The sequence below is a fragment of the Staphylococcus massiliensis genome (assembly GCF_043186315.1).
In the GTDB taxonomy this organism is placed as follows: domain Bacteria; phylum Bacillota; class Bacilli; order Staphylococcales; family Staphylococcaceae; genus Staphylococcus; species Staphylococcus massiliensis.
This window is the reverse complement of the sequence record NZ_CP171119.1, coordinates 97,298-115,920: the sequence shown is the minus strand read 5'-3', so window position 1 is coordinate 115,920 and position 18,623 is coordinate 97,298. Positions and strand designations below refer to the sequence as shown.

The window sequence follows — 18,623 nt, the reverse complement described above, 5'->3', positions numbered from 1 at the left end:
ACGCGTCGCTAAATATATGAAAACCACACCTCCGATTAAAAGATGGTTAAGTGTCGTTGTCGTTTTAGCCCTTGTAGTATGGAGTTTTATCTTCACAGGGTTTAGCGTCGGTGACTTATTATACGGTGTGCCTCAAATGGTGGCTTTAGTACAAGACATGTTCCCACCAAACTGGGGCTACTTTAGCGAAATATTCGAACCGATGATTGAAACGGTACGTATGGCAGTCGTAGGAACATTTATCGGGGCGATTCTATCAATACCGATTTCGCTACTTTGTGCGACAAATATCACGCAATCATCATTTATTTCAATTCCAGCACGATTTATTTTAAACATCGTGCGTACAATTCCAGATTTACTACTAGCTGCGATATTCGTAGCGATATTCGGTATCGGACAAATTCCTGGTATCTTAGCACTTATCATTTTAACAATTAGCGTCATTTCTAAATTAATGTATGAATCACTTGAAGGTATCGACAATGGTCCGTTAGAAGCCATGAAAGCAGTTGGCGCAAATAAAATTAAGTGGATCGCGTTTGGGGTTGTACCTCAAGCCATCGCATCTTATATGTCATACGTGCTTTACGCTTTCGAAATCAATATTCGTGCCGCTGCCGTACTCGGTTTAGTTGGTGCAGGTGGTATTGGTCTCTTCTATGATCATACGCTCGGCTTATTCCAATATCAAAAGACAATGACAATTATCTTATTTACACTCATTATCGTTGTAATTATTGATATCGTGAGTCAGAAAGTGAGGGAACGTTTAATATGATTAAAGATAATAAAACGACCACTTATCCTGAAAAGCCAAAAGCAAGTCTCTTCAAATGGATCTTTAGCTTAGTTGTATTTTTATTGTTAATTTGGGCTTTTACAAGCATCCCGAGCTTTGAAATTAAAGAGAAATCACAAGCAATTATGATGTCTATCTTTGATGGACTTATTCATCCAGACACTGATTACATTTACATCCCTGAAGGCGAAGACTTACTGAGAGGCTTACTTGAAACCTTCGCCATCGCCGTAATCAGTACATTCTTATCAGCCATTTTCTGCATTCCTATTGCGTTCTTAGCCGCAAACAACATGGTTCGCGTGAAAGCAGTATCTGGTTTTAGTAAATTTATCTTAAGTATCGTGCGTGTGTTCCCTGAAATCGTGATGGCGATCATCTTCATTAAAGCAGTAGGGCCAGGTTCATTCTCAGGTGTGCTCGCACTCGGCATTCACTCGATCGGTATGATGGGTAAATTGTTCGCAGAAGACATCGAAAACTTAGATTTAAGCCCAACTGAGTCCTTAAAGGCTAGTGGTGCCAATAAGATTAAAACATTAATGTTCTCGGTCGTACCGCAAATCCTACCATCCTACTTATCGCTAGTCCTGTACCGCTTTGAATTAAACCTACGTTCAGCATCGATCTTAGGCTTAATCGGAGCTGGCGGTATCGGTACACCACTTATCTTCGCGTTACAAACACGTGAATGGAGCCGCGTAGGTATCATCTTAATTGGTCTTGTAATTATGGTCTTAATCGTCGATATTATCTCAGGTAAGATCCGTAAGAAACTCGTTTAATCCATTTTTGAAAAGGCCTTTAAAGCAGGCTACGCAATTGAATGAAGTGACTAAACATTTTTATTTAGAAGCAATTGAATATAGAAAAAGAGGTTGGATCCTTATTATAAATTCCTTATACAGCATGCTTTCCTGTAAAGTACAACTCGAATTTTAATTCGCTAGTTGTACTTACAAAGAAGCTAATGCTTCTTTGTACCACGCTTAAGCCCCGGCTTACATATAAAGCTCAACCCGAATTTTCAATTCGATGGTTGAACTTACAAAGAAGTTTTTAGCTTCTTTGTTCATTAAACTGTGCCGGGGCCTCACCCCTAGGAGTCAGCTGTTTTAAGGAATTATCATAAATAAAGCTAACGTGCTTTATTTTACTTTCAAAAGGATCCAACCTCTTTAATTGTTATTTAGCGTCCATAATAGATTCTTTGGCATGTATGAGATGTGTGATAAACGTGTTACACGGTGCAGGAATACCGTGACGACGTGCAATATTCGCTACTTCACCATTGATATAATCAATTTCAGTTAGTCGGTTTTTAACGACTAAATCTTGATGCATAGATGGATAATGAGGACCAACTTTCTCCATCACATCATGTAGATAAGCGACCATTTCTGGGACGTCTAGCGAAACATTATCAATCTCAGCCACGTCGCTAATTTCATGAATAATTTGCTCTAACAGGTCATCCATGTGGTTGGCCTTTTTAAGTGTCATTAAATTAGCATCGAGTAGCGTGCCTAACGTATTTACAGTTGCGTTGATACAAATTTTCTTCCATATCGACGCATGAATATTTGTTTGCAGAAGCGGATTTAAGTTCGAACGCTGCAATATCGTTTCAATAGCCTTTGCATGTGTTTCAGCGCCGTCTACGATAGCGCCAATTTCGACAGGGCCTTGTCCTAAGAACACCGTTTCACCGGGGGCTTTAATGCTTGCAGTCCATGTCGTTACACCTCTTAAGATGCGTGTGTCATCTACATAATTCGACATCACACGTTCATGGTTTAAGCCGTTCATTGTGCTTACAAGTACGGTTTGGTCATGAATTAAATGTTTCACTTTCTCCAACATTTCCTCTAAGTACATCGATTTCGTGAAGAAGAAGATGACATCGAAGGGTTTAACGTCTTTCAATTGGTCATAGTGATGTACCGGTATCTCCACTTGAAAAGGCACATCGTTCATTTCAACATTCAAGCCATGTCTTTTAATCGCATTAACGTGTTCTTGCCACCCGTCGATTAACGTTACATCATACCCATTCTTGAACATATTTGCGCCAAAGCCTGAACCCAGCGCACCTGAACCAGCTATCGCAATTCTCATATAAATTCCTCCCAATTTGATTGTTTTAAATGTAAATTGCACATAGTTTGCTATTAATTTCAATTTTAGAAAAGTTGAGCACAAAAGTAAACGTATTTACAGAAAATTCAGAATACCCCTCTTCGCTATAAAATAATTTTGAAATTTTATAACTTTTCATGAAGGGTCGTTGTATAATGAAATTAAATGCGGCGAGTAAGGAGTGGAATGTATGTTTATCGTTAAAGACTTTAAGGGCTTTTCAACATATGAAAAGTGGTTTTTCGGGGTGTTTATTTGTCTACAATGTTTGATTTTCTTCTTTCCATTATTTGTAGGTGAGGAAAAGCGTATTTCATTAGATGGATGGTTAAACTTAATCGCGAGTGTTTCGGGCGTAATTACTGTCTTCATGGCAGCAAAAGGGCGTCTGTCCACGTTCTTCTTTGGACTTATCCAAGTGAGTACATATGGTTACTTGAGCTTTAAACAACACTTCATGGGAGAAGTAGGCATGCAGATTGTCTTCGGTATCTTCCAATTTATAGGAATCTATTTTTGGATTAAGAACATGTCACACGATCCAAATGCTGAAGATACTAAAGTTAAAGAAGTAGATTCGAGAGGTTTAAATGTTAAAACGTGGGCACTCACAATAATCGGTACTGGCGTTGTGTACGCGTTACTTGTTGTATTGTTACAGAATTTATCAGGTGCCTTTTACGCAGAGCACGCGTACGTAGACGGTGCATCAACAGCACTCTCAATAGTAGGTCAAATCTTGATGACGCTTCGTTACAAAGAACAATGGCTATTCTGGATCTTCGTCAATATCATCTCTATCATCTTATGGTGGCAAGCGCTCAGCGACAGCCTGAATACTGGAGACGTTTCGCTCGGTTCAGTATCAATGATTGTGATGTGGCTTGCGTTCTTAATCAATAGTATTTATGGTTACATCCAATGGCACCGCAACGAAAAGCGACAAATCGCTTAAAAATAAACTCCGTAGTTATCTCTGTAGTGAAGTAACTATGGAGTTTTTCTATAGAAATTTATAACTTTGATTGAATTTGAATGAAAATGAAAGAAAATGATTGAATTATGTAAGCGTATACATTAAACTTAAATTGAAGTGAGGTAATAAACATGTTATCTGAGAAAAGATATGAATTGATTGTACAGGAACTAAATAAAAGCGAAATAGTATCATTACAATCCTTAGTTAAAAGTGTTGGCGTTAGCGAATCGACTATACGAAGAGATCTCTCACAACTGCAACAACAAGGCGTGCTTAAACGAGTCCACGGCGGGGCTATGCTTACTAAACCTAAACGCCCTGAATTATCTATGTTTGATAAAAAAACGCTTAATACAGATGAGAAAACTGATATAGGAAAATTAGCTGCTGAACAAATACAAGATGGGGACTTTATATTTATTGATGCTGGTACGACTACATATGAAATGATTTCATGTATAAATGCCAAGGATGTAGTAGTAGTAACCAATGGAGTTACGCATGTAGAAGCCTTAACCCAAAAAGGCATTAAAACGTTTTTGCTAGGTGGCGAGGTAAAACACACAACGCTCGCTACTATAGGTGATCGAGCGGTTGATACATTACGTAAGTATCGATTTAGCAAGGTTTTTCTAGGGATGAACGGTTTTGATTACGACAATGGTTTTACCACTCCTGATGACAAAGAAGCGCTTATTAAAAGCACTGCAATAGAACTTGGATTCCAACACTATATTCTAGTAGATCATTCTAAATATAATGATGTACATTTTGCTCATGTAAATTTAAAGTCAAATTCATATGTGATTACTTCTAAAAAAGCACAAAAGTTACCTAACTTTAGCCACTATAATCAAAAATATAAATTTGTAGGAGTAGAGTGATGATATATACAATAACTTTCAATCCGTCTGTAGATTACGTTATGGAGACGTCTGATTTTAAGGAAGGCAGTCTAAATCGATCCCAAAATACTTATAAATTTGCTGGGGGCAAGGGCATAAATGTTTCTCGCATACTTAATAGCTTAGGAGTGAAATCCGTTGCTTATGGGTTTATTGGCGGTTTTACTGGGAGTTTTATTAAAAAAGTTCTAAAAGAAGAAGGAATCTCCACTAATTTTGTAGAACTTGAACAAGATTCACGTATAAACGTTAAATTAAAAGGAATTAAGGAAACTGAAATAAATGCTTCTGGCCCATTTGTATCAAATGAAGACTTTAAAGCGCTTTGTGATGAAATAAATCAAATTAATAAGGGAGACATCGTTATAGTTTCAGGTAGCGTGCCGCCTTCACTATCAAAGAATGTTTATTCAGATATCGCTAAAATCGTTAAAAACAAATGCGCAAATTTAGTCGTCGATGCTGAAAAAGACCTTTTATTATCTACATTAGAATATCAACCATTATTGATTAAACCTAACTTAAATGAACTAGAAGAAATTTTTAATACTTCCATCAGTTCTGAAGAAGAGGTGATTAAGTACGGGCGTAAACTTATTGAAAAAGGAGCACGTTCAATTATTGTATCGCTTGGTGCAGATGGTGCTATTTACCTAGATAACGATTATATATTAAAAGCTACAGTACCTAAAGGTAGTGTAGTTAATACTATTGGTGCTGGAGATAGTACCGTAGCAGGTATGATAGCTGGTATAGCTAATAAAAAAGGTATTAAAACGTCATTTAAATTAGCTATTGCATCAGGAAGTGCGACTGCTTTTAGCAAGGATTTAGCCACTGGAACAAAAATAGAATCGCTTATAAATGATATTAATATAAATTTTTTAGACTAAGGAGTGACTACCAATGAAAATTACAGACTTACTAACTAAAGACACCGTGTCGCTTAATGTAGATTGTGTTGACAAAGATGGTGTAATAACATACCTAGTGAACCAGCTTAAAGAGGCCAATAAAATATCTGATGTTGAAAAGTTTAAACAAGCGATACTTAAACGTGAGCAACAAAGTACTACTGGTGTAGGAGATGGAATTGCGATACCACATGCCAAAGTGGACGTCGTAGAAAAACCGTCTATATCCTTTTGCAAAAGTGAAAAAGGTATTGATTTTGATAGTTTAGATGGTCAACCTGCTCATTTGTTTTTCATGATAGCAGCACCTGAAAATGGTGCCCAAACGCATTTAGATGCTTTAGCAAAATTATCAGGATTGTTAATGAAAGACAATTTTAAACAAGCTTTATTGTCTGCGACTAGCAAAGACGAAGTCATCGAGATTTTTCGAAGAGAAGAAAGCGATAATAATGTAGTATCAGAATCTCAAAGTGATTCTAAACAAGAAAAGCCGTTTATTGTGGCCGTTACAGCTTGTCCAACAGGAATTGCTCATACATATATGGCCAAGGATGCTTTATTACAAGAAGCTGAAAAGATGAATGTAGATTTAAAAGTTGAAACGAATGGCTCGAGTGGCGTTAAAAACAAATTAACGAACGAGGATATTGATAAGGCTTTAGGCGTTATCGTAGCGGCGGATGTTAAAGTTGATATTGAACGATTCGATGGTAAAAATTTAGTTGAGGTACCTGTCTCAGATGGGATCAAGAGGCCACATGAACTTATAGAAATAGCCCAGGATCAAAATCGTCAACCATATAAAGCTAAGCAAAATCAATCAAGTTCTTCAAAATATAACGATGAGAAGTTAGGCATAGGTAAGACAATTTACAAGCACCTCATGAACGGTGTTTCTAACATGTTACCACTCGTAATAGCTGGTGGTATTTTAATGGCTATCGTTTTCATGTTTGGTGAAAATGCTTTTGATCCTAAACATAGTCAGTATAATGCTTTCGCTGCTAATTTATGGGAAATTGGTAAAAATAGTGCTTTTCAACTAATAATTCCAATATTAGCTGGTTTTATTGCTCGTAGTATAGCAGATAAACCTGGCTTTGCAGCAGGATTAGTTGGTGGTATGTTAGCTACTAGTGGTGGCTCAGGGTTTATCGGGGCTATATTAGCTGGTTTTTTAGCTGGTTACTTAACTCAAAGTATAAAGAAATTATGTCGCAACCTACCTCACATGCTTGAAGGATTAAAACCTACATTAATTTATCCACTTTTAACGGTAACAATTACAGGGTTATTAATGATTTATGCAATTAACCCACCTGCGGCTTGGTTAAATGATCAACTCCAAGGGTTATTAAATGGGTTAGCTGGTGCTAATATTATTATTTTAGGAATCGTACTCGGTGCTATGATGGCAATTGATATGGGTGGACCATTTAATAAAGCAGCGTATGTATTCTCGATAGCTGCATTAGAAAGTGGTAATGCTGCTCCTATCACAGCGGCAATGGTCGGTGGTATGGTGCCACCTATTGCACTTGCAACTTCAATGTTACTATTCAAAGGTAAATATACTAAAGCTCAAAGAGGATCAATAATACCTAACTATGTCATGGGGCTCTCTTTTATCACAGAAGGTGCAATACCTTTTGCTGCTGCAGATCCATTGCGCGTCATACCATCTATGATGGTAGGTTCAGGGGTCGCTGGTGGTATTGCTTTAGGATTAGGTTCAAATATTGCGGCTCCACATGGTGGTATCTTTGTTATATTTGGAACGGATTTTTCTCATGCGTTTCAAACCCTATTAGCAATCGTAATTGGTTCGCTTGTAGGAGCAATTATTTATGGCATCTTAAAGCCAAAGCTAACTAGCTTAGAAATAAATTCATCAAAAAATATGGATAATTAATATATGTTTTTCACTGTCGAATGTATACATAGGTCTTCGGCAGTGTTTTTTTATTTTTAATTTTGAGATATTGAGCATCCCATAACCTTAATTTGAACGAGTTTTATAAAATGAAGTTATAGGATTATAAAATTGGGTATAAACTCAAGAGTCATCTGAGAAATTCTCAAAATGATTGTTTAGGTAAAACGAAAATGATAATATAAAATGTAACTAACTATTTTTTGTCTGGAGGTGTCGCCATGGGAAGGATTTAGGCACTAAGCACTATTTAAAAACGAATGATTTATTAAACGCGTCTGCCAAATTCGACTTTGGCGGCATTATTATTGTTGGAGGTGAAACCCTAGAAATAGGGAACTAATTGGAAATTACGACCATAATCAACTTAATAGTATTTTTCTTATTAATCGCATTAACTACAGTCTTCGTTGGTTCTGAATTCGCTTTGGTAAAAGTAAGAGAATCACGTATTGATCAACTTGTGTCAGAAGGTAACAGAAGTGCTTTTGTTGTTAAGAAAATGGTTAGAGATTTAGACTATTATTTATCAGCTTGTCAGCTAGGTATTACTGTAACGTCACTTGGTTTAGGTTGGCTAGGTGAACCTGTTTTTGAAAAGATTTTACATCCTCTTTTCGAATTTTTACATGTTCCACAAGCGATTATAACAACATTATCACTAGTTGTTGCTTTTATAATTGTGACATATTTGCACGTGGTTTTAGGGGAACTTGCACCTAAGTCATTCGCGATTCAGTATACTGAACGTATCGCATTATTATATTCAAGACCGTTGTATTACTTTGGCGTTTTAATGAAACCGCTAATTTGGTTAATGAATGGTTCAGCACGACAAATTATTCGTCTCTTTGGTGCAGATCCAAACGCTGGTGATGATGCGATGTCTGAAGAAGAAATCAAAATTATTATGAAACAAAGTTACCGTGGCGGAGAAATTAACCAAGCAGAGCTTGCTTATATGGAGAATATCTTCTCATTCGATGAGCGTCACGCAAAAGATATTATGGTACCAAGAACACAAGTAGTCGCATTAAATGAACCTTTTAATGTAGATGAATTACTTGAGACTGTTAATGAACACCATTTTACGCGTTACCCAATTACGGAAGATGGTGACAAAGACCATATCAAAGGTTTTATTAACGTTAAAGAGTTCTTAACAGATTATGCTTCTGGTGAGAAATTAAATATTTCAGATTACATTCATGACTTACCGACTATTTCTGAGACGACAATGATTCGTGAAGCACTTGTTAGAATGCAACGTGAACATGTCCATATCAGTTTAATCATTGATGAGTATGGCGGTACTGCTGGTATTTTAACAATGGAAGATATCTTAGAAGAAATTGTCGGTGAAATTCGAGATGAATTTGATAGTGATGAAGTGAACGACATCGTCCAATTAAATGATAAAACATATCAGATTAATGGACGTGTATTATTAGATGATTTAGAAGAGAAATTCGATATCGAATTTGATGATTCTGAAGATATAGATACGATTGGTGGTTGGCTTCAAGCACACAATACCGATTTACAACAAGACGACTTTGTCGATACGTACTTCGACCGTTGGATTGTTTCAGAAATCGAAAATCACACGATTCTTAACGTCATCTTAAGGTTCGAACAACATCACGAGCGTAAGTCCGTTGATGATGAATTGGAAGACGAGCAAGAGGAAACTAAAGAAGAAAAATAATATCGCTTAGAGCTAGGGTTAAGTCGCTATATCGACTATCACCTAGCTTTTTTTAATGAGTGTGATGAGAAACTTGTTACTTCGGCAACGATAAAGTTCATAGTTTACAATATTTGAAAGCCCTTCATTACAGTTTTATAATATAAAGTGATGTTAGAGAAGTTAAGAAAGGGGCGAGAATCGATGAACGATTCGATTCATATACTAAATAACGGTAAACACATTCCTAAAGTTGGTTTAGGTGTCTATAAAATTACTGAAGAAGATATGTATGATTCAATTAAGAGTGCTTTAGAAGCTGGTTATCGTCTATTCGACACGGCTTTTATGTATGATAACGAGAAAGAACTTGGTCAAGCGCTTAAAGATTTAGGTGTTCAACGTGATGAGGTGTTCATCACAACTAAGATTTGGAATGATTATCAAGGTTACGATAGCACGCTAACATATTTCAACAAATCATTAGACAATCTTGGTATGGATTACGTTGATCTCATCTTAGTTCATTGGCCTTGTGAAAAGAACGGTAAGTACATTGAAACTTATAAAGCCTTAGAACATCTTTGTGGTGAAGGAAAAGCCAAATCAATTGGTGTAGCTAACTTTAAGCCACATCATTTAGATAAGCTAATTGAACAAACTGAAATTATTCCGCAAGTTAACCAAATCGAATGTCATCCATACTTCAATCAACAAGAAACACAAGACTACTGTGATCAAAACGATATCGCAGTACAAGCTTGGATGCCAATCATGCGAAACAGAGGTTTATTAGACGATGAGGTCATCGTTGAACTTGCTGAAAAATATGGTAAAACGCCAGCTCAAGTCGTTCTACGTTGGCATATTGAACACGGACGTCTTGTTATTCCAAAGTCTAAGACGAAAGAACGTATCGAAGAAAACATCAACATTTTTAACTTCTCATTAGAAGAAGCGGACATCGAACGTATTGATAATTTAAATAAAGATATCCGCCAAGGAAAAGACCCAGATAAAATTAGTATTGGCGATTTAAAATAAGATTTTACGTTAAGGATAAAAGTTCTATGAGTCAGGACTTTTATCCTTTTTTAGTTATTTTGATTGCTTTGTGGTACAGGCGGTTAAGCTTTTTAAATGGATCATCATGAGGTGTTTTATGTCTAGGGCTTTTCAAAAAAGAAATGGAAGTTTACTGGAAGATTACAAATCTGTAAAAGAAATAGGTTTGTTTGGAAATTCCGCTTTGTAATTGTTAATCTATAAATAATTATCATAAAAATAGGGAAATTAATAAGGCTCAAACTCATACTTATGCAATTTACATATAAATATAAAATTATTTTGTGACGTCATGATAGGGCATTATTTCAACGTTTTAGAAGGAGAATGAAGGTGTAGACATGAAGGTTAGAATTATTGTGCCTTGTTATAATGAGAAAGAAACATTTTTACAAACATACTCACGTTTAAGTGAAGTTTTGGCACAAGATAGCCAAACGCAAAATTATGAATATGATTTATTATTCGTTGATGATGGTAGTCACGATGAGACGATTGCGCTGATTCAAAAGGAAGCAGCGATGGATGAACATGTGAAGTTTATCTCGTTTAGCCGAAATTTTGGTAAAGAAGCTGCGATGTTTGCTGGGTTTCAACATAGTGTCGACTGTGATGCTGTTGTAATGATTGATGCGGATTTACAACATCCACCCGAGTTAATTCCGGGTATGATTAAACATTATAAAGAAGGCTATGATCAAGTTGTCGCGAAGCGTAATCGTGATGGCGAAAAGTATACGCGTAAGAAGACAACGCAATTGTACTATAAATTGATTAATTACTTTGTTGAAGATATTGAGTTAGAAGATGGTGTCGGTGACTTTAGATTGCTTAGTCAACGTGCAGTTGAATCTCTAACGTCTCTTGAAGAGTATAATCGTTTTTCGAAAGGGCTTTTCGAGTGGATCGGATATAATACGAAAGTGATTAAGTTTGATAATGTGGAGCGTGAAGCGGGCGAGTCGAAATGGTCGTTTAAGCATTTATTGAACTATGCGATTGATGGTTTGATTTCGTTCAATAATAAACCGCTCCGCTTGATGATTTATTTAGGACTTTCGATATTTGGGTTGAGTATGTTGTACTTGGTTTATTTGTTCATTCATACGTTGATGCGAGGCGTAAATGTGCCTGGTTATTTTACGACGATTGCTGCTATTCTGTTGATTGGCGGTATTCAGTTGATTTCGATCGGTGTAGTTGGTGAGTACATCGGTAGGATTTATTACGAGGTTAAGCGACGACCGATTTATATTGTGCAAGCTTCTAATCTGAAGTACGAGGAGCGCAATCGTGAAGCGAGAAGTGTGCGAACGAATATCCGTAATTAGAGTAGAGGTTCAGTAAGTTCGAGTAGGTGTTGGTTGTCGGGCGGGCTGTTGGCGACTTGTGAGGTTGTCACAAGCTGTTAAGCGAGGCGTTAGCAACTAGTGGAGTTGTGACAAGTTGGCAAGCGCGCCTTTAGCGACTAGTGGAGTCGCGACAAGTTGGCAAGCGCGGCGTTAGCAACTAGTGGAGTCGCGACAAGTTGGCAAGCGAGCCGTTAGCGACTAGTGGTGTAGTGACAAGTTGGCAAGCGAGGCGTTAGCGACTAGTGGTGTAGTGACAAGTTGGCAAGCGAGGCGTTAGCAACTAGTGGAGTTGTGACAAGTTGGCAAGCGAGCCGTTAGCAACTAGTGGTGTAGTGACAAGTTGGCAAGCGCGCTGTTAGCAACTAGTGGAGTTGTGACAAGTTGGCAAGCGAGCCGTTAGCGACTAGTGGTGTAGTGACAAGTTGGCAAGCGAGGCGTTAGCGATTAGTGGAGTAGTGACAAGTTGTTAAACGAGGCTTTAGCGTCGGAATGGAAGAGTAAAACCGACGCAAAAGCCGAATAGCGTCGGAATGGTCTACTGAAATCGACGTAAGAGCCAAGTGGAGTCGCGACATGGCTGTAAATCCGCAATAAGAACCAAGTGGAGTCGCGACATGGCTATAAAACGGCAATAAGAGCCAAGTGAAGTCGCGACATGGCTATAAAACGGCAATAAGAGCCAAGTGAGGTCGCGACATGGCTGTAAAACGGCAATAAGAGCCAAGTGAAGTCGTGACATGGCTGTAAACTCGCGATAAGAGCCAAGTGGAGTCGCGACATGGCTGTAAAACCACCATAAGAGCCAAGTGAGGTCGCGACATGGCTGTAAACCCGCGATAAGAGCCAAGTGAGGTCGCGACATGGCTTTAAACCCGCGATAAGAGCCAAGTGGAGTCGCGACATGGCTGTAAACCCGCGATAAGAGCCAAGTGGAGTCGCGACATGGCTGTAAACCCGCGATAAGAGCCAAGTGAAGTCGCGACATGGCTGTAAACCCGCGATAAGAGCCAAGTGGAGTCGCGACATGGCTGTAAACCCGCAATAAGAGCCAAGTGAGGTCGCGACATGGCTCTTAAACCGAAATAACAACCAAGTGAGTCAACCACTTGGCTCTAAATCCAACCTTACAGCCAAGTGCTATTACCACATGGCTGTAACAACACTAGCACCAGCCCCGGCGCGCGCACGTAAACCTACAAATCTATACAAACATAAAAGCACCCGCAATGTTGATCTCACGTATCAACGTTGCGGGTGCTTTCTTCGTTCAATTAGGCTTAGTTTTTTCCACGTAAAAGATTTAGAATAAAAGACGCTACGACAATTAGAATGATTGTACCAATAAGTGCTGGAATTACGGGAATACCAGCGATTTCACCCCAGTGACCTAATAACTTAGCGCCGATAGCTGAACCTACAATTCCAGCTAAAATGTTACCTAGGATTCCGCCAGGGATATCTTTTCCTAAGATAACACCAGCTAACCAACCGATTAAGCCACCAACAATGAGCATCAAGATAAATCCGAACATGTTGGCCCTCCTAACAATTTCCATTTTTTCTATCTAAAAATATATACCCATTCCTTTTATTCATAATCCTAGTTAGATTTGAAAGGTCTTTTGCCAAAGGAGGTATGTAATTAAGAGTGCATGGATGATTAAGAATACGAACCAGAACGGTGTTAAAATTGTCATGATGCTAAATGATAGGATAATGACAATTGTTCCGACGAAAGCGGGCTGTTTAAGTTTCTGGTATAAAGCTACTTTGTATCTCGATGGTGCTTTTGAAAGAAATAAAATAATGGCACCGAATATAAAAATGGCTGGTGCTAAATATGGTAGTGACATATAGTATGAATCTTCGCTTGTTTGAAAAGTGATGAGTAAAGACAGGCTAAACATCATAGCAAGTATGCCTGCAATAAACTTTTGATGATTAACAACATAGCGATGTGTATGAATCTCCACATATTTCTGCACGATAAACCATGCTATGAGCATTAATGTGGTCGTATTTGTAATAAAATCGAATGTGCCTAAACTAACTAAATTGATTAAAGCATTTATCATAATCGCTAGTACGATTGTACTGAAGTAGAAGTGTTGGTATTGGTGGATCCACAAATCTAGCATTAGCGAAAAACACACAACTAAGATGTTAATTATCAAGATTACAATCATTTTCGGCTCCTATCTCATTTGTTCATTGTATTATTATAACAGTAGTTGTGTTTACAAGCATTTAATATGTGTATCAAACTATATGATATTTATAAAAAACTTTATCCTCGAGCTAGACGCCTTTCTTGTTGCTCCATAATAGTGTGTGAAGCTGTGGTAAGACATACACATTGTTCATGTCGTCGCTTTTCATAACGCGGTCGATTAAGTTTTCATAGCGTTCAAGCAATTTCATCGTATGGTTATCAACGTCATCCTCTAAATAAGGGTTACCTACTTGTAAGTAAAACGGAATGACTGGGAAAGTATGGTGAATCATTTTAGCGTATTCATAGTCATCCTCTTCGAAAATAACTACCTTAAGGTTAACGGTTTCCTTCTTACATTGCGCGATGACTGCCTTAAGGATGTCTAAGTTTTGGTCCATACCGCTGCTAGGTGGTTTCGGGCTTATCGTTAAGTCGTTAATTTGGCGCATCCACGGTTGGAATTTAGAACCTTGAGTTTCAAGCGCAGTTTCAATTCCTTTCATCTCAAAAAGGTCTACAAGTTCCTGAATACCTTTAATTAAAGCAGGGTTACCGCCTGAAATCGTAACGTGATTAAAACAGTCGCCGCCAATTGCTTTTAGTTCATCATAAATCGCTTCAGCTGTCATAAGGCGTACGTCGTCCTTCATTGAACCGTCCCAAGTAAAACTTGAATCGCACCAACTACAACGGAAGTCACAACCACTCGTTCTTACAAACATTGTTTTACGACCGATGACGCGTCCTTCGCCTTGGATCGTAGGGCCGAAAATTTCGAGTACAGGTATTTTAGCCATGTTCAACATCCTTTGGTCGATAAATCACGTTGCTTGTAGGTGTTTCTCTAACAAACACTTGTACACACTTAGGTTGGTTCGGACGTTTACGTAAATATTCAGCAACCATATCGTAAATCGTCTTTGCGACCATTTCGGTTGAAGGGCTTTTCCCGTGGAAGATATCTAAATCGTTTAACAGTTGGTGGTCGAATTGATCGTGTACCAATGCTTTTAACGCGCTGAAATTGACAAGAAAGCCTGTGTCATCAAGTTCATCGCCTGCAATCGTTAAATTAACGAAGTATGTGTGACCGTGCGTGCGCATACATTTACCTGCGTCTTCGCTCGGAATATAGTGTGCGCTTGAGAAGTTAAAGTCTTTGTTGAGCTCGAATTGATACGGATGATTCGTGCTCGGATACATTTGTTGAAACATTACGCTTCACCTCTTGAATTTATATATTGTTCTAAACCGCGTTGTCTCAGTTTACAAGCAGGGCATTCGCCGCAACCATCACCAATAACGCCGTTGTAGCACGTTAACGTCTTATTGCGTACGTAATCTAGTGCACCAAGCTCATCACTTAACGCCCATGTTTCCTTCTTATCTAACCACATTAAAGGCGTTTCGATGACGAAATTTTGGTCCATTGATAAGTTTAACGTCACGTTCATGGATTTAATAAATGCATCACGGCAGTCTGGATAGCCAGAGAAGTCCGTTTCACAAACGCCCGTTATAATTGTCTTCGCATCAAGTTGATAACTCAGCGCACCTGCAAATGATAAGAAGAGTAAATTACGTGCTGGTACGAACGTATTTGGCATCCCATCGTCATTCGTCTCGATATCCATATCATGGTTCGTCAGAGCATTAGGCGTCAGTTGAGATAATAACGACATATCTAACACGTGATGTTCTAAACCTTGCTCTTTCGCAATCGCCTTCGCGACTTCAATTTCCTTGTCATGACGTTGTCCATATTCAAATGTTACAAGTATCACTTCTTCATATTTTTGTTTCGCATAGAAAAGGCACGTCGTACTATCTTGGCCACCGCTAAATACGACGATCGCTCTATCTTTATTTAAAGTTTTAGTCATCTTAACAGACTCCTTTTTACATATCTTTTAAAAATGAAATAAAAAAACCTGAGACTTAAAGTCCCAGGCTATATATAAAAAACGAGTTGAATGCATGTCATCATGTAAGTCTAGTTTTTTATAGAGGGTATGAGCTAGGAACCTCTCATCATTTATTTGTCCGTTCCTAAGAATAATACATTACCATTGTAAAAGCAAGTCGCAATTTGGGATAATGGTTATAAAGTGTTATAGAAAAGAGCGTATGACAATGATAGTTATAATTAATAATAAAGATTCATTTACATATAATCTCGTCGATTATGTTTCAACCGAAACAACACGACCGTTGAAGGTTATCGACGTTGATGCGATTGATTTAAACACATTAAAGACTTGGGATATCTCGGCCCTTATTATTTCTCCTGGCCCGAAGACGCCTAAAGACTATCCCATTCTATTCGATCTTTTATCCCATTATGAAACGCGTGTGCCGATATTAGGCGTTTGTCTAGGCTTTCAACTCATCGTTTCGTATTATGGTGGCGACATCGTTCACAACGAGAAGCCTGTCCATGGTCACACGACATCGCTTACCCATTCAGGAAAAGTCCTATTCCAAGGATTGCCTCAAGGGTTCGAAGTGATGCGCTACCATTCACTCATGGCGAAGCGTGACTCTGTGCGCGAACCGCTACAAATCTGTGCTTCAAATGAGAAGGATGTGCCCATGGCTGTCTCGCATCAATCATTGCCGATATACGGCTTGCAGTATCACCCTGAATCCTATTTAAGCGCGTACGGTCACGAGCAAATACGACTTTTTCTAGCGAAGGTAGGTGCGTCACATGTCAGTCAACATTAATTATAAATATTTAAATAGTCCTAACACGCATTCAACATACCAATTCCAATTTGAACAACCCGATGCATCGTTCATCGCGCGTTCTAAAGATGAGGTATGCCCAATGATTGATTTCGCTGAAGACTATCAACGACAGGGCTTTTACGTGGTGGTATATTTACCATACGAAGCAGCACCAGCTTTCAATTCAGACCTCGTCACTTACGAGCCGTCTGATTCGGTGTACGGGGCATGCTACGTCTTTAAGGAACCTGTTCAACATACGCAGGCCAATACGGTTTCAACGCCAAGTTCGGACAGCCAATTCCAATTCAAGGCATCGAAAGCTTCTATTATAGAAAGCATTGAAACGATACAACGTGAAATCACGGAAGGTAACACGTACCAAGTAAACTATACGACGCGTTTAAGTAGACCGATTTCACAAGGTATCGCAGACATCTATCACGCCTTAAGCGAAGGTGGTCACGGGTCATACACCGTCATGATTGATACGGATGACGTTAAGGTAGCATCGATTTCACCGGAATTATTCTTCCAGAAGGGGACGTACGACAATCAACCCAATACAATTTTAAGTCGTCCGATGAAAGGTACGATGCCAAGGGGTACCTCGCCTGAAACTGACCAAGCGAACTATGATACGTTAGCGCAGTCGTTAAAGGACCGTGCCGAGAACGTCATGATTGTGGATCTATTGCGCAATGATATATCACGCATTGCTAAGCCTGGTACGATAGACGTCGATTTACCATTCTTTATCGAAACATTCGAGACGGTCTATCAAATGACGAGCATCGTGAAAGGTACGTTGCGTCAAGGGACTTCTTTACACACTATTTTAAAAGCCCTATTCCCGTGCGGTTCGATTACAGGTGCACCTAAAATAAATACAATGTCTATCATTCATCAACTTGAGCAAACACCTAGACACGCATACTGCGGTACAATCGGTTTACTATTACCTGACACTAAAATGATCTTCAACGTACCGATTCGAACGGTACAATATATATATGATGAAGCCGTTTATGGTGTCGGTGCAGGTATTACAATCGACTCTGACCCGAATAATGAGTATGATGAGTTCCAAGCTAAAACGTCTATTTTAAAGGGGATTTAATATGCATGTAATTGAAACGATGCGCATTGAAGATAAGCATATTCCAAGGTTCGACTTGCATCAAAGACGAATCCGCCAAGCGGCACATTATTTTGACATACCTTTTCAAGAAGAAGCATTTCAATCTGAGGTTGAAGCGGTTCTTAATCAAATACAAGATGATGCGATATATCGATTGAAAGTGACGCTCGATCAGGATGGTAGGCTTGAAAGTGCTTTTCAAAGGATGCAACCAACGGCATACTTAACAGCAACGTACGGAGAGTTGAACGAGAACGTGGCATCTTGGAAGCGGACGTATAAGACGTCTGAACGGGCACATCTTGCTTTCGATCAACCGACGGATTTAATCTTGTTGTATGATGCTAACGGCAAGGTGCTTGAATTTAATATCGGTAACGTTGCGATTGAAGAGGATCAAAACGTATATACGCCTGTGTATGAAGGGGACTTTCTAAATGGGTGTATGCGCCAGGCACTATTAAATGATAAAAAAATCACGGAAAGAAACTATACAATTACTGAAATTATAGATAAAATAAAACAACATAAAGTAAAACTTTATATGTTGAACAGTTTAAGAGAAATGGTTGATGTTAAATTAGAGCTTAAAGGGTGACGGTTATGGTATTTGTATATCTATTCTGTATTATTGCAATGACATTTCTGCTACGTCACTTTGTGTATAAGCAATTGGACACATCTTATCAACCTTTGAAATATATTGTAGTGGTGCTAACATCACTCATATTGATATTTACAGTTTACTTATTTATGCA

At 38.5% G+C, this 18,623-nt stretch carries 18 protein-coding genes; 12 read left to right on the top strand and 6 right to left on the bottom strand.

The window, feature by feature from the left end:
- Positions 1-16 precede the first annotated feature (16 nt).
- Both phnE (ACF3N8_RS00480) and phnE (ACF3N8_RS00475) read left to right on the top strand, forming a co-directional pair.
- On the top strand, positions 17-781 hold the full coding sequence (gene phnE / locus ACF3N8_RS00480) for a phosphonate ABC transporter, permease protein PhnE (RefSeq protein WP_235044500.1): 765 nt from the start codon (positions 17-19) through the stop codon (positions 779-781).
- The gene (gene phnE, locus ACF3N8_RS00475; RefSeq protein ID WP_238093863.1) at positions 778-1,587 is read left to right on the top strand and encodes a phosphonate ABC transporter, permease protein PhnE; all 810 of its coding nucleotides are present in this window, start codon (positions 778-780) and stop codon (positions 1,585-1,587) included. The genes phnE (ACF3N8_RS00480) and phnE (ACF3N8_RS00475) overlap by 4 nt, the downstream gene beginning before the upstream one ends.
- Before the next feature lie 400 nt (positions 1,588-1,987).
- On the opposite strand, the gene ACF3N8_RS00470 is transcribed toward phnE (ACF3N8_RS00475), so the two are convergent.
- Entirely contained in the window at positions 1,988-2,920 is a 933-nt protein-coding gene (locus ACF3N8_RS00470; RefSeq protein ID WP_009383133.1) for a ketopantoate reductase family protein, read from the bottom strand.
- A 211-nt stretch (positions 2,921-3,131) separates the two neighbouring features.
- Between ACF3N8_RS00470 and pnuC the strand changes: the two genes are divergently transcribed.
- The 7 genes from pnuC to ACF3N8_RS00435 all read left to right on the top strand — a co-directional run bounded on the left by pnuC (position 3,132) and on the right by ACF3N8_RS00435 (position 11,758).
- Complete coding sequence (gene pnuC / locus ACF3N8_RS00465) at positions 3,132-3,896, top strand: nicotinamide riboside transporter PnuC (RefSeq protein ID WP_238101086.1); 765 nt, start codon at positions 3,132-3,134, stop codon at positions 3,894-3,896.
- A gap of 152 nt (positions 3,897-4,048) precedes the next feature.
- A complete protein-coding gene (locus ACF3N8_RS00460; RefSeq protein ID WP_392450032.1) occupies positions 4,049-4,804 on the top strand; it encodes a DeoR/GlpR family DNA-binding transcription regulator in 756 nt (251 codons plus the stop codon).
- Complete coding sequence (gene pfkB, locus ACF3N8_RS00455; protein ID WP_238093858.1) at positions 4,804-5,718, top strand: 1-phosphofructokinase; 915 nt, start codon at positions 4,804-4,806, stop codon at positions 5,716-5,718. Before ACF3N8_RS00460 ends, pfkB begins: the two co-directional genes overlap by 1 nt.
- Positions 5,719-5,731: 13 nt before the next feature.
- Entirely contained in the window at positions 5,732-7,654 is a 1,923-nt protein-coding gene (locus tag ACF3N8_RS00450; protein ID WP_392450030.1) for a fructose-specific PTS transporter subunit EIIC, read from the top strand.
- Between the two features lie 364 nt (positions 7,655-8,018).
- On the top strand, positions 8,019-9,383 hold the full coding sequence (locus ACF3N8_RS00445; protein ID WP_009383128.1) for a hemolysin family protein: 1,365 nt from the start codon (positions 8,019-8,021) through the stop codon (positions 9,381-9,383).
- A 183-nt stretch (positions 9,384-9,566) separates the two neighbouring features.
- Entirely contained in the window at positions 9,567-10,406 is an 840-nt protein-coding gene (locus tag ACF3N8_RS00440; protein ID WP_009383127.1) for an aldo/keto reductase, read from the top strand.
- Positions 10,407-10,768: 362 nt separating this feature from the next.
- Positions 10,769-11,758 (top strand): glycosyltransferase family 2 protein, encoded by a 990-nt coding sequence (locus ACF3N8_RS00435; RefSeq protein WP_238101084.1) that lies wholly within the window; start codon positions 10,769-10,771, stop codon positions 11,756-11,758.
- A 1,298-nt stretch (positions 11,759-13,056) separates the two neighbouring features.
- Here the strand turns inward: ACF3N8_RS00435 and ACF3N8_RS00430 are convergent.
- The 5 genes from ACF3N8_RS00430 to queC form a co-directional block, all read right to left on the bottom strand.
- A complete protein-coding gene (locus tag ACF3N8_RS00430) occupies positions 13,057-13,311 on the bottom strand; it encodes a GlsB/YeaQ/YmgE family stress response membrane protein (RefSeq protein ID WP_009383125.1) in 255 nt (84 codons plus the stop codon).
- Positions 13,312-13,383: 72 nt separating this feature from the next.
- On the bottom strand, positions 13,384-13,917 hold the full coding sequence (locus ACF3N8_RS00425; protein ID WP_142382102.1) for a hypothetical protein: 534 nt from the start codon (positions 13,915-13,917) through the stop codon (positions 13,384-13,386).
- Between the two features lie 160 nt (positions 13,918-14,077).
- On the bottom strand, positions 14,078-14,791 hold the full coding sequence (gene queE / locus ACF3N8_RS00420) for a 7-carboxy-7-deazaguanine synthase QueE (RefSeq protein WP_238101083.1): 714 nt from the start codon (positions 14,789-14,791) through the stop codon (positions 14,078-14,080).
- A complete protein-coding gene (gene queD, locus ACF3N8_RS00415) occupies positions 14,784-15,209 on the bottom strand; it encodes a 6-carboxytetrahydropterin synthase QueD (RefSeq protein ID WP_392450026.1) in 426 nt (141 codons plus the stop codon). Before queD ends, queE begins: the two co-directional genes overlap by 8 nt.
- Positions 15,209-15,877 (bottom strand): 7-cyano-7-deazaguanine synthase QueC, encoded by a 669-nt coding sequence (gene queC, locus ACF3N8_RS00410; protein WP_009383121.1) that lies wholly within the window; start codon positions 15,875-15,877, stop codon positions 15,209-15,211. The genes queD and queC overlap by 1 nt, the downstream gene beginning before the upstream one ends.
- A gap of 250 nt (positions 15,878-16,127) precedes the next feature.
- On the opposite strand from queC, the gene ACF3N8_RS00405 reads away from it, so the two are divergent.
- Genes ACF3N8_RS00405 through ACF3N8_RS00395 form a run of 3 tightly spaced genes read left to right on the top strand, consistent with a single transcriptional unit; the run spans position 16,128 to position 18,463 of the window.
- The gene (locus tag ACF3N8_RS00405; protein WP_009383120.1) at positions 16,128-16,721 is read left to right on the top strand and encodes an aminodeoxychorismate/anthranilate synthase component II; all 594 of its coding nucleotides are present in this window, start codon (positions 16,128-16,130) and stop codon (positions 16,719-16,721) included.
- Positions 16,705-17,844 (top strand): anthranilate synthase component I family protein, encoded by a 1,140-nt coding sequence (locus ACF3N8_RS00400; RefSeq protein WP_009383119.1) that lies wholly within the window; start codon positions 16,705-16,707, stop codon positions 17,842-17,844. Before ACF3N8_RS00405 ends, ACF3N8_RS00400 begins: the two co-directional genes overlap by 17 nt.
- A gap of 1 nt (position 17,845) precedes the next feature.
- Complete coding sequence (locus tag ACF3N8_RS00395) at positions 17,846-18,463, top strand: aminotransferase class IV (protein WP_238101081.1); 618 nt, start codon at positions 17,846-17,848, stop codon at positions 18,461-18,463.
- Positions 18,464-18,623 lie beyond the last annotated feature (160 nt).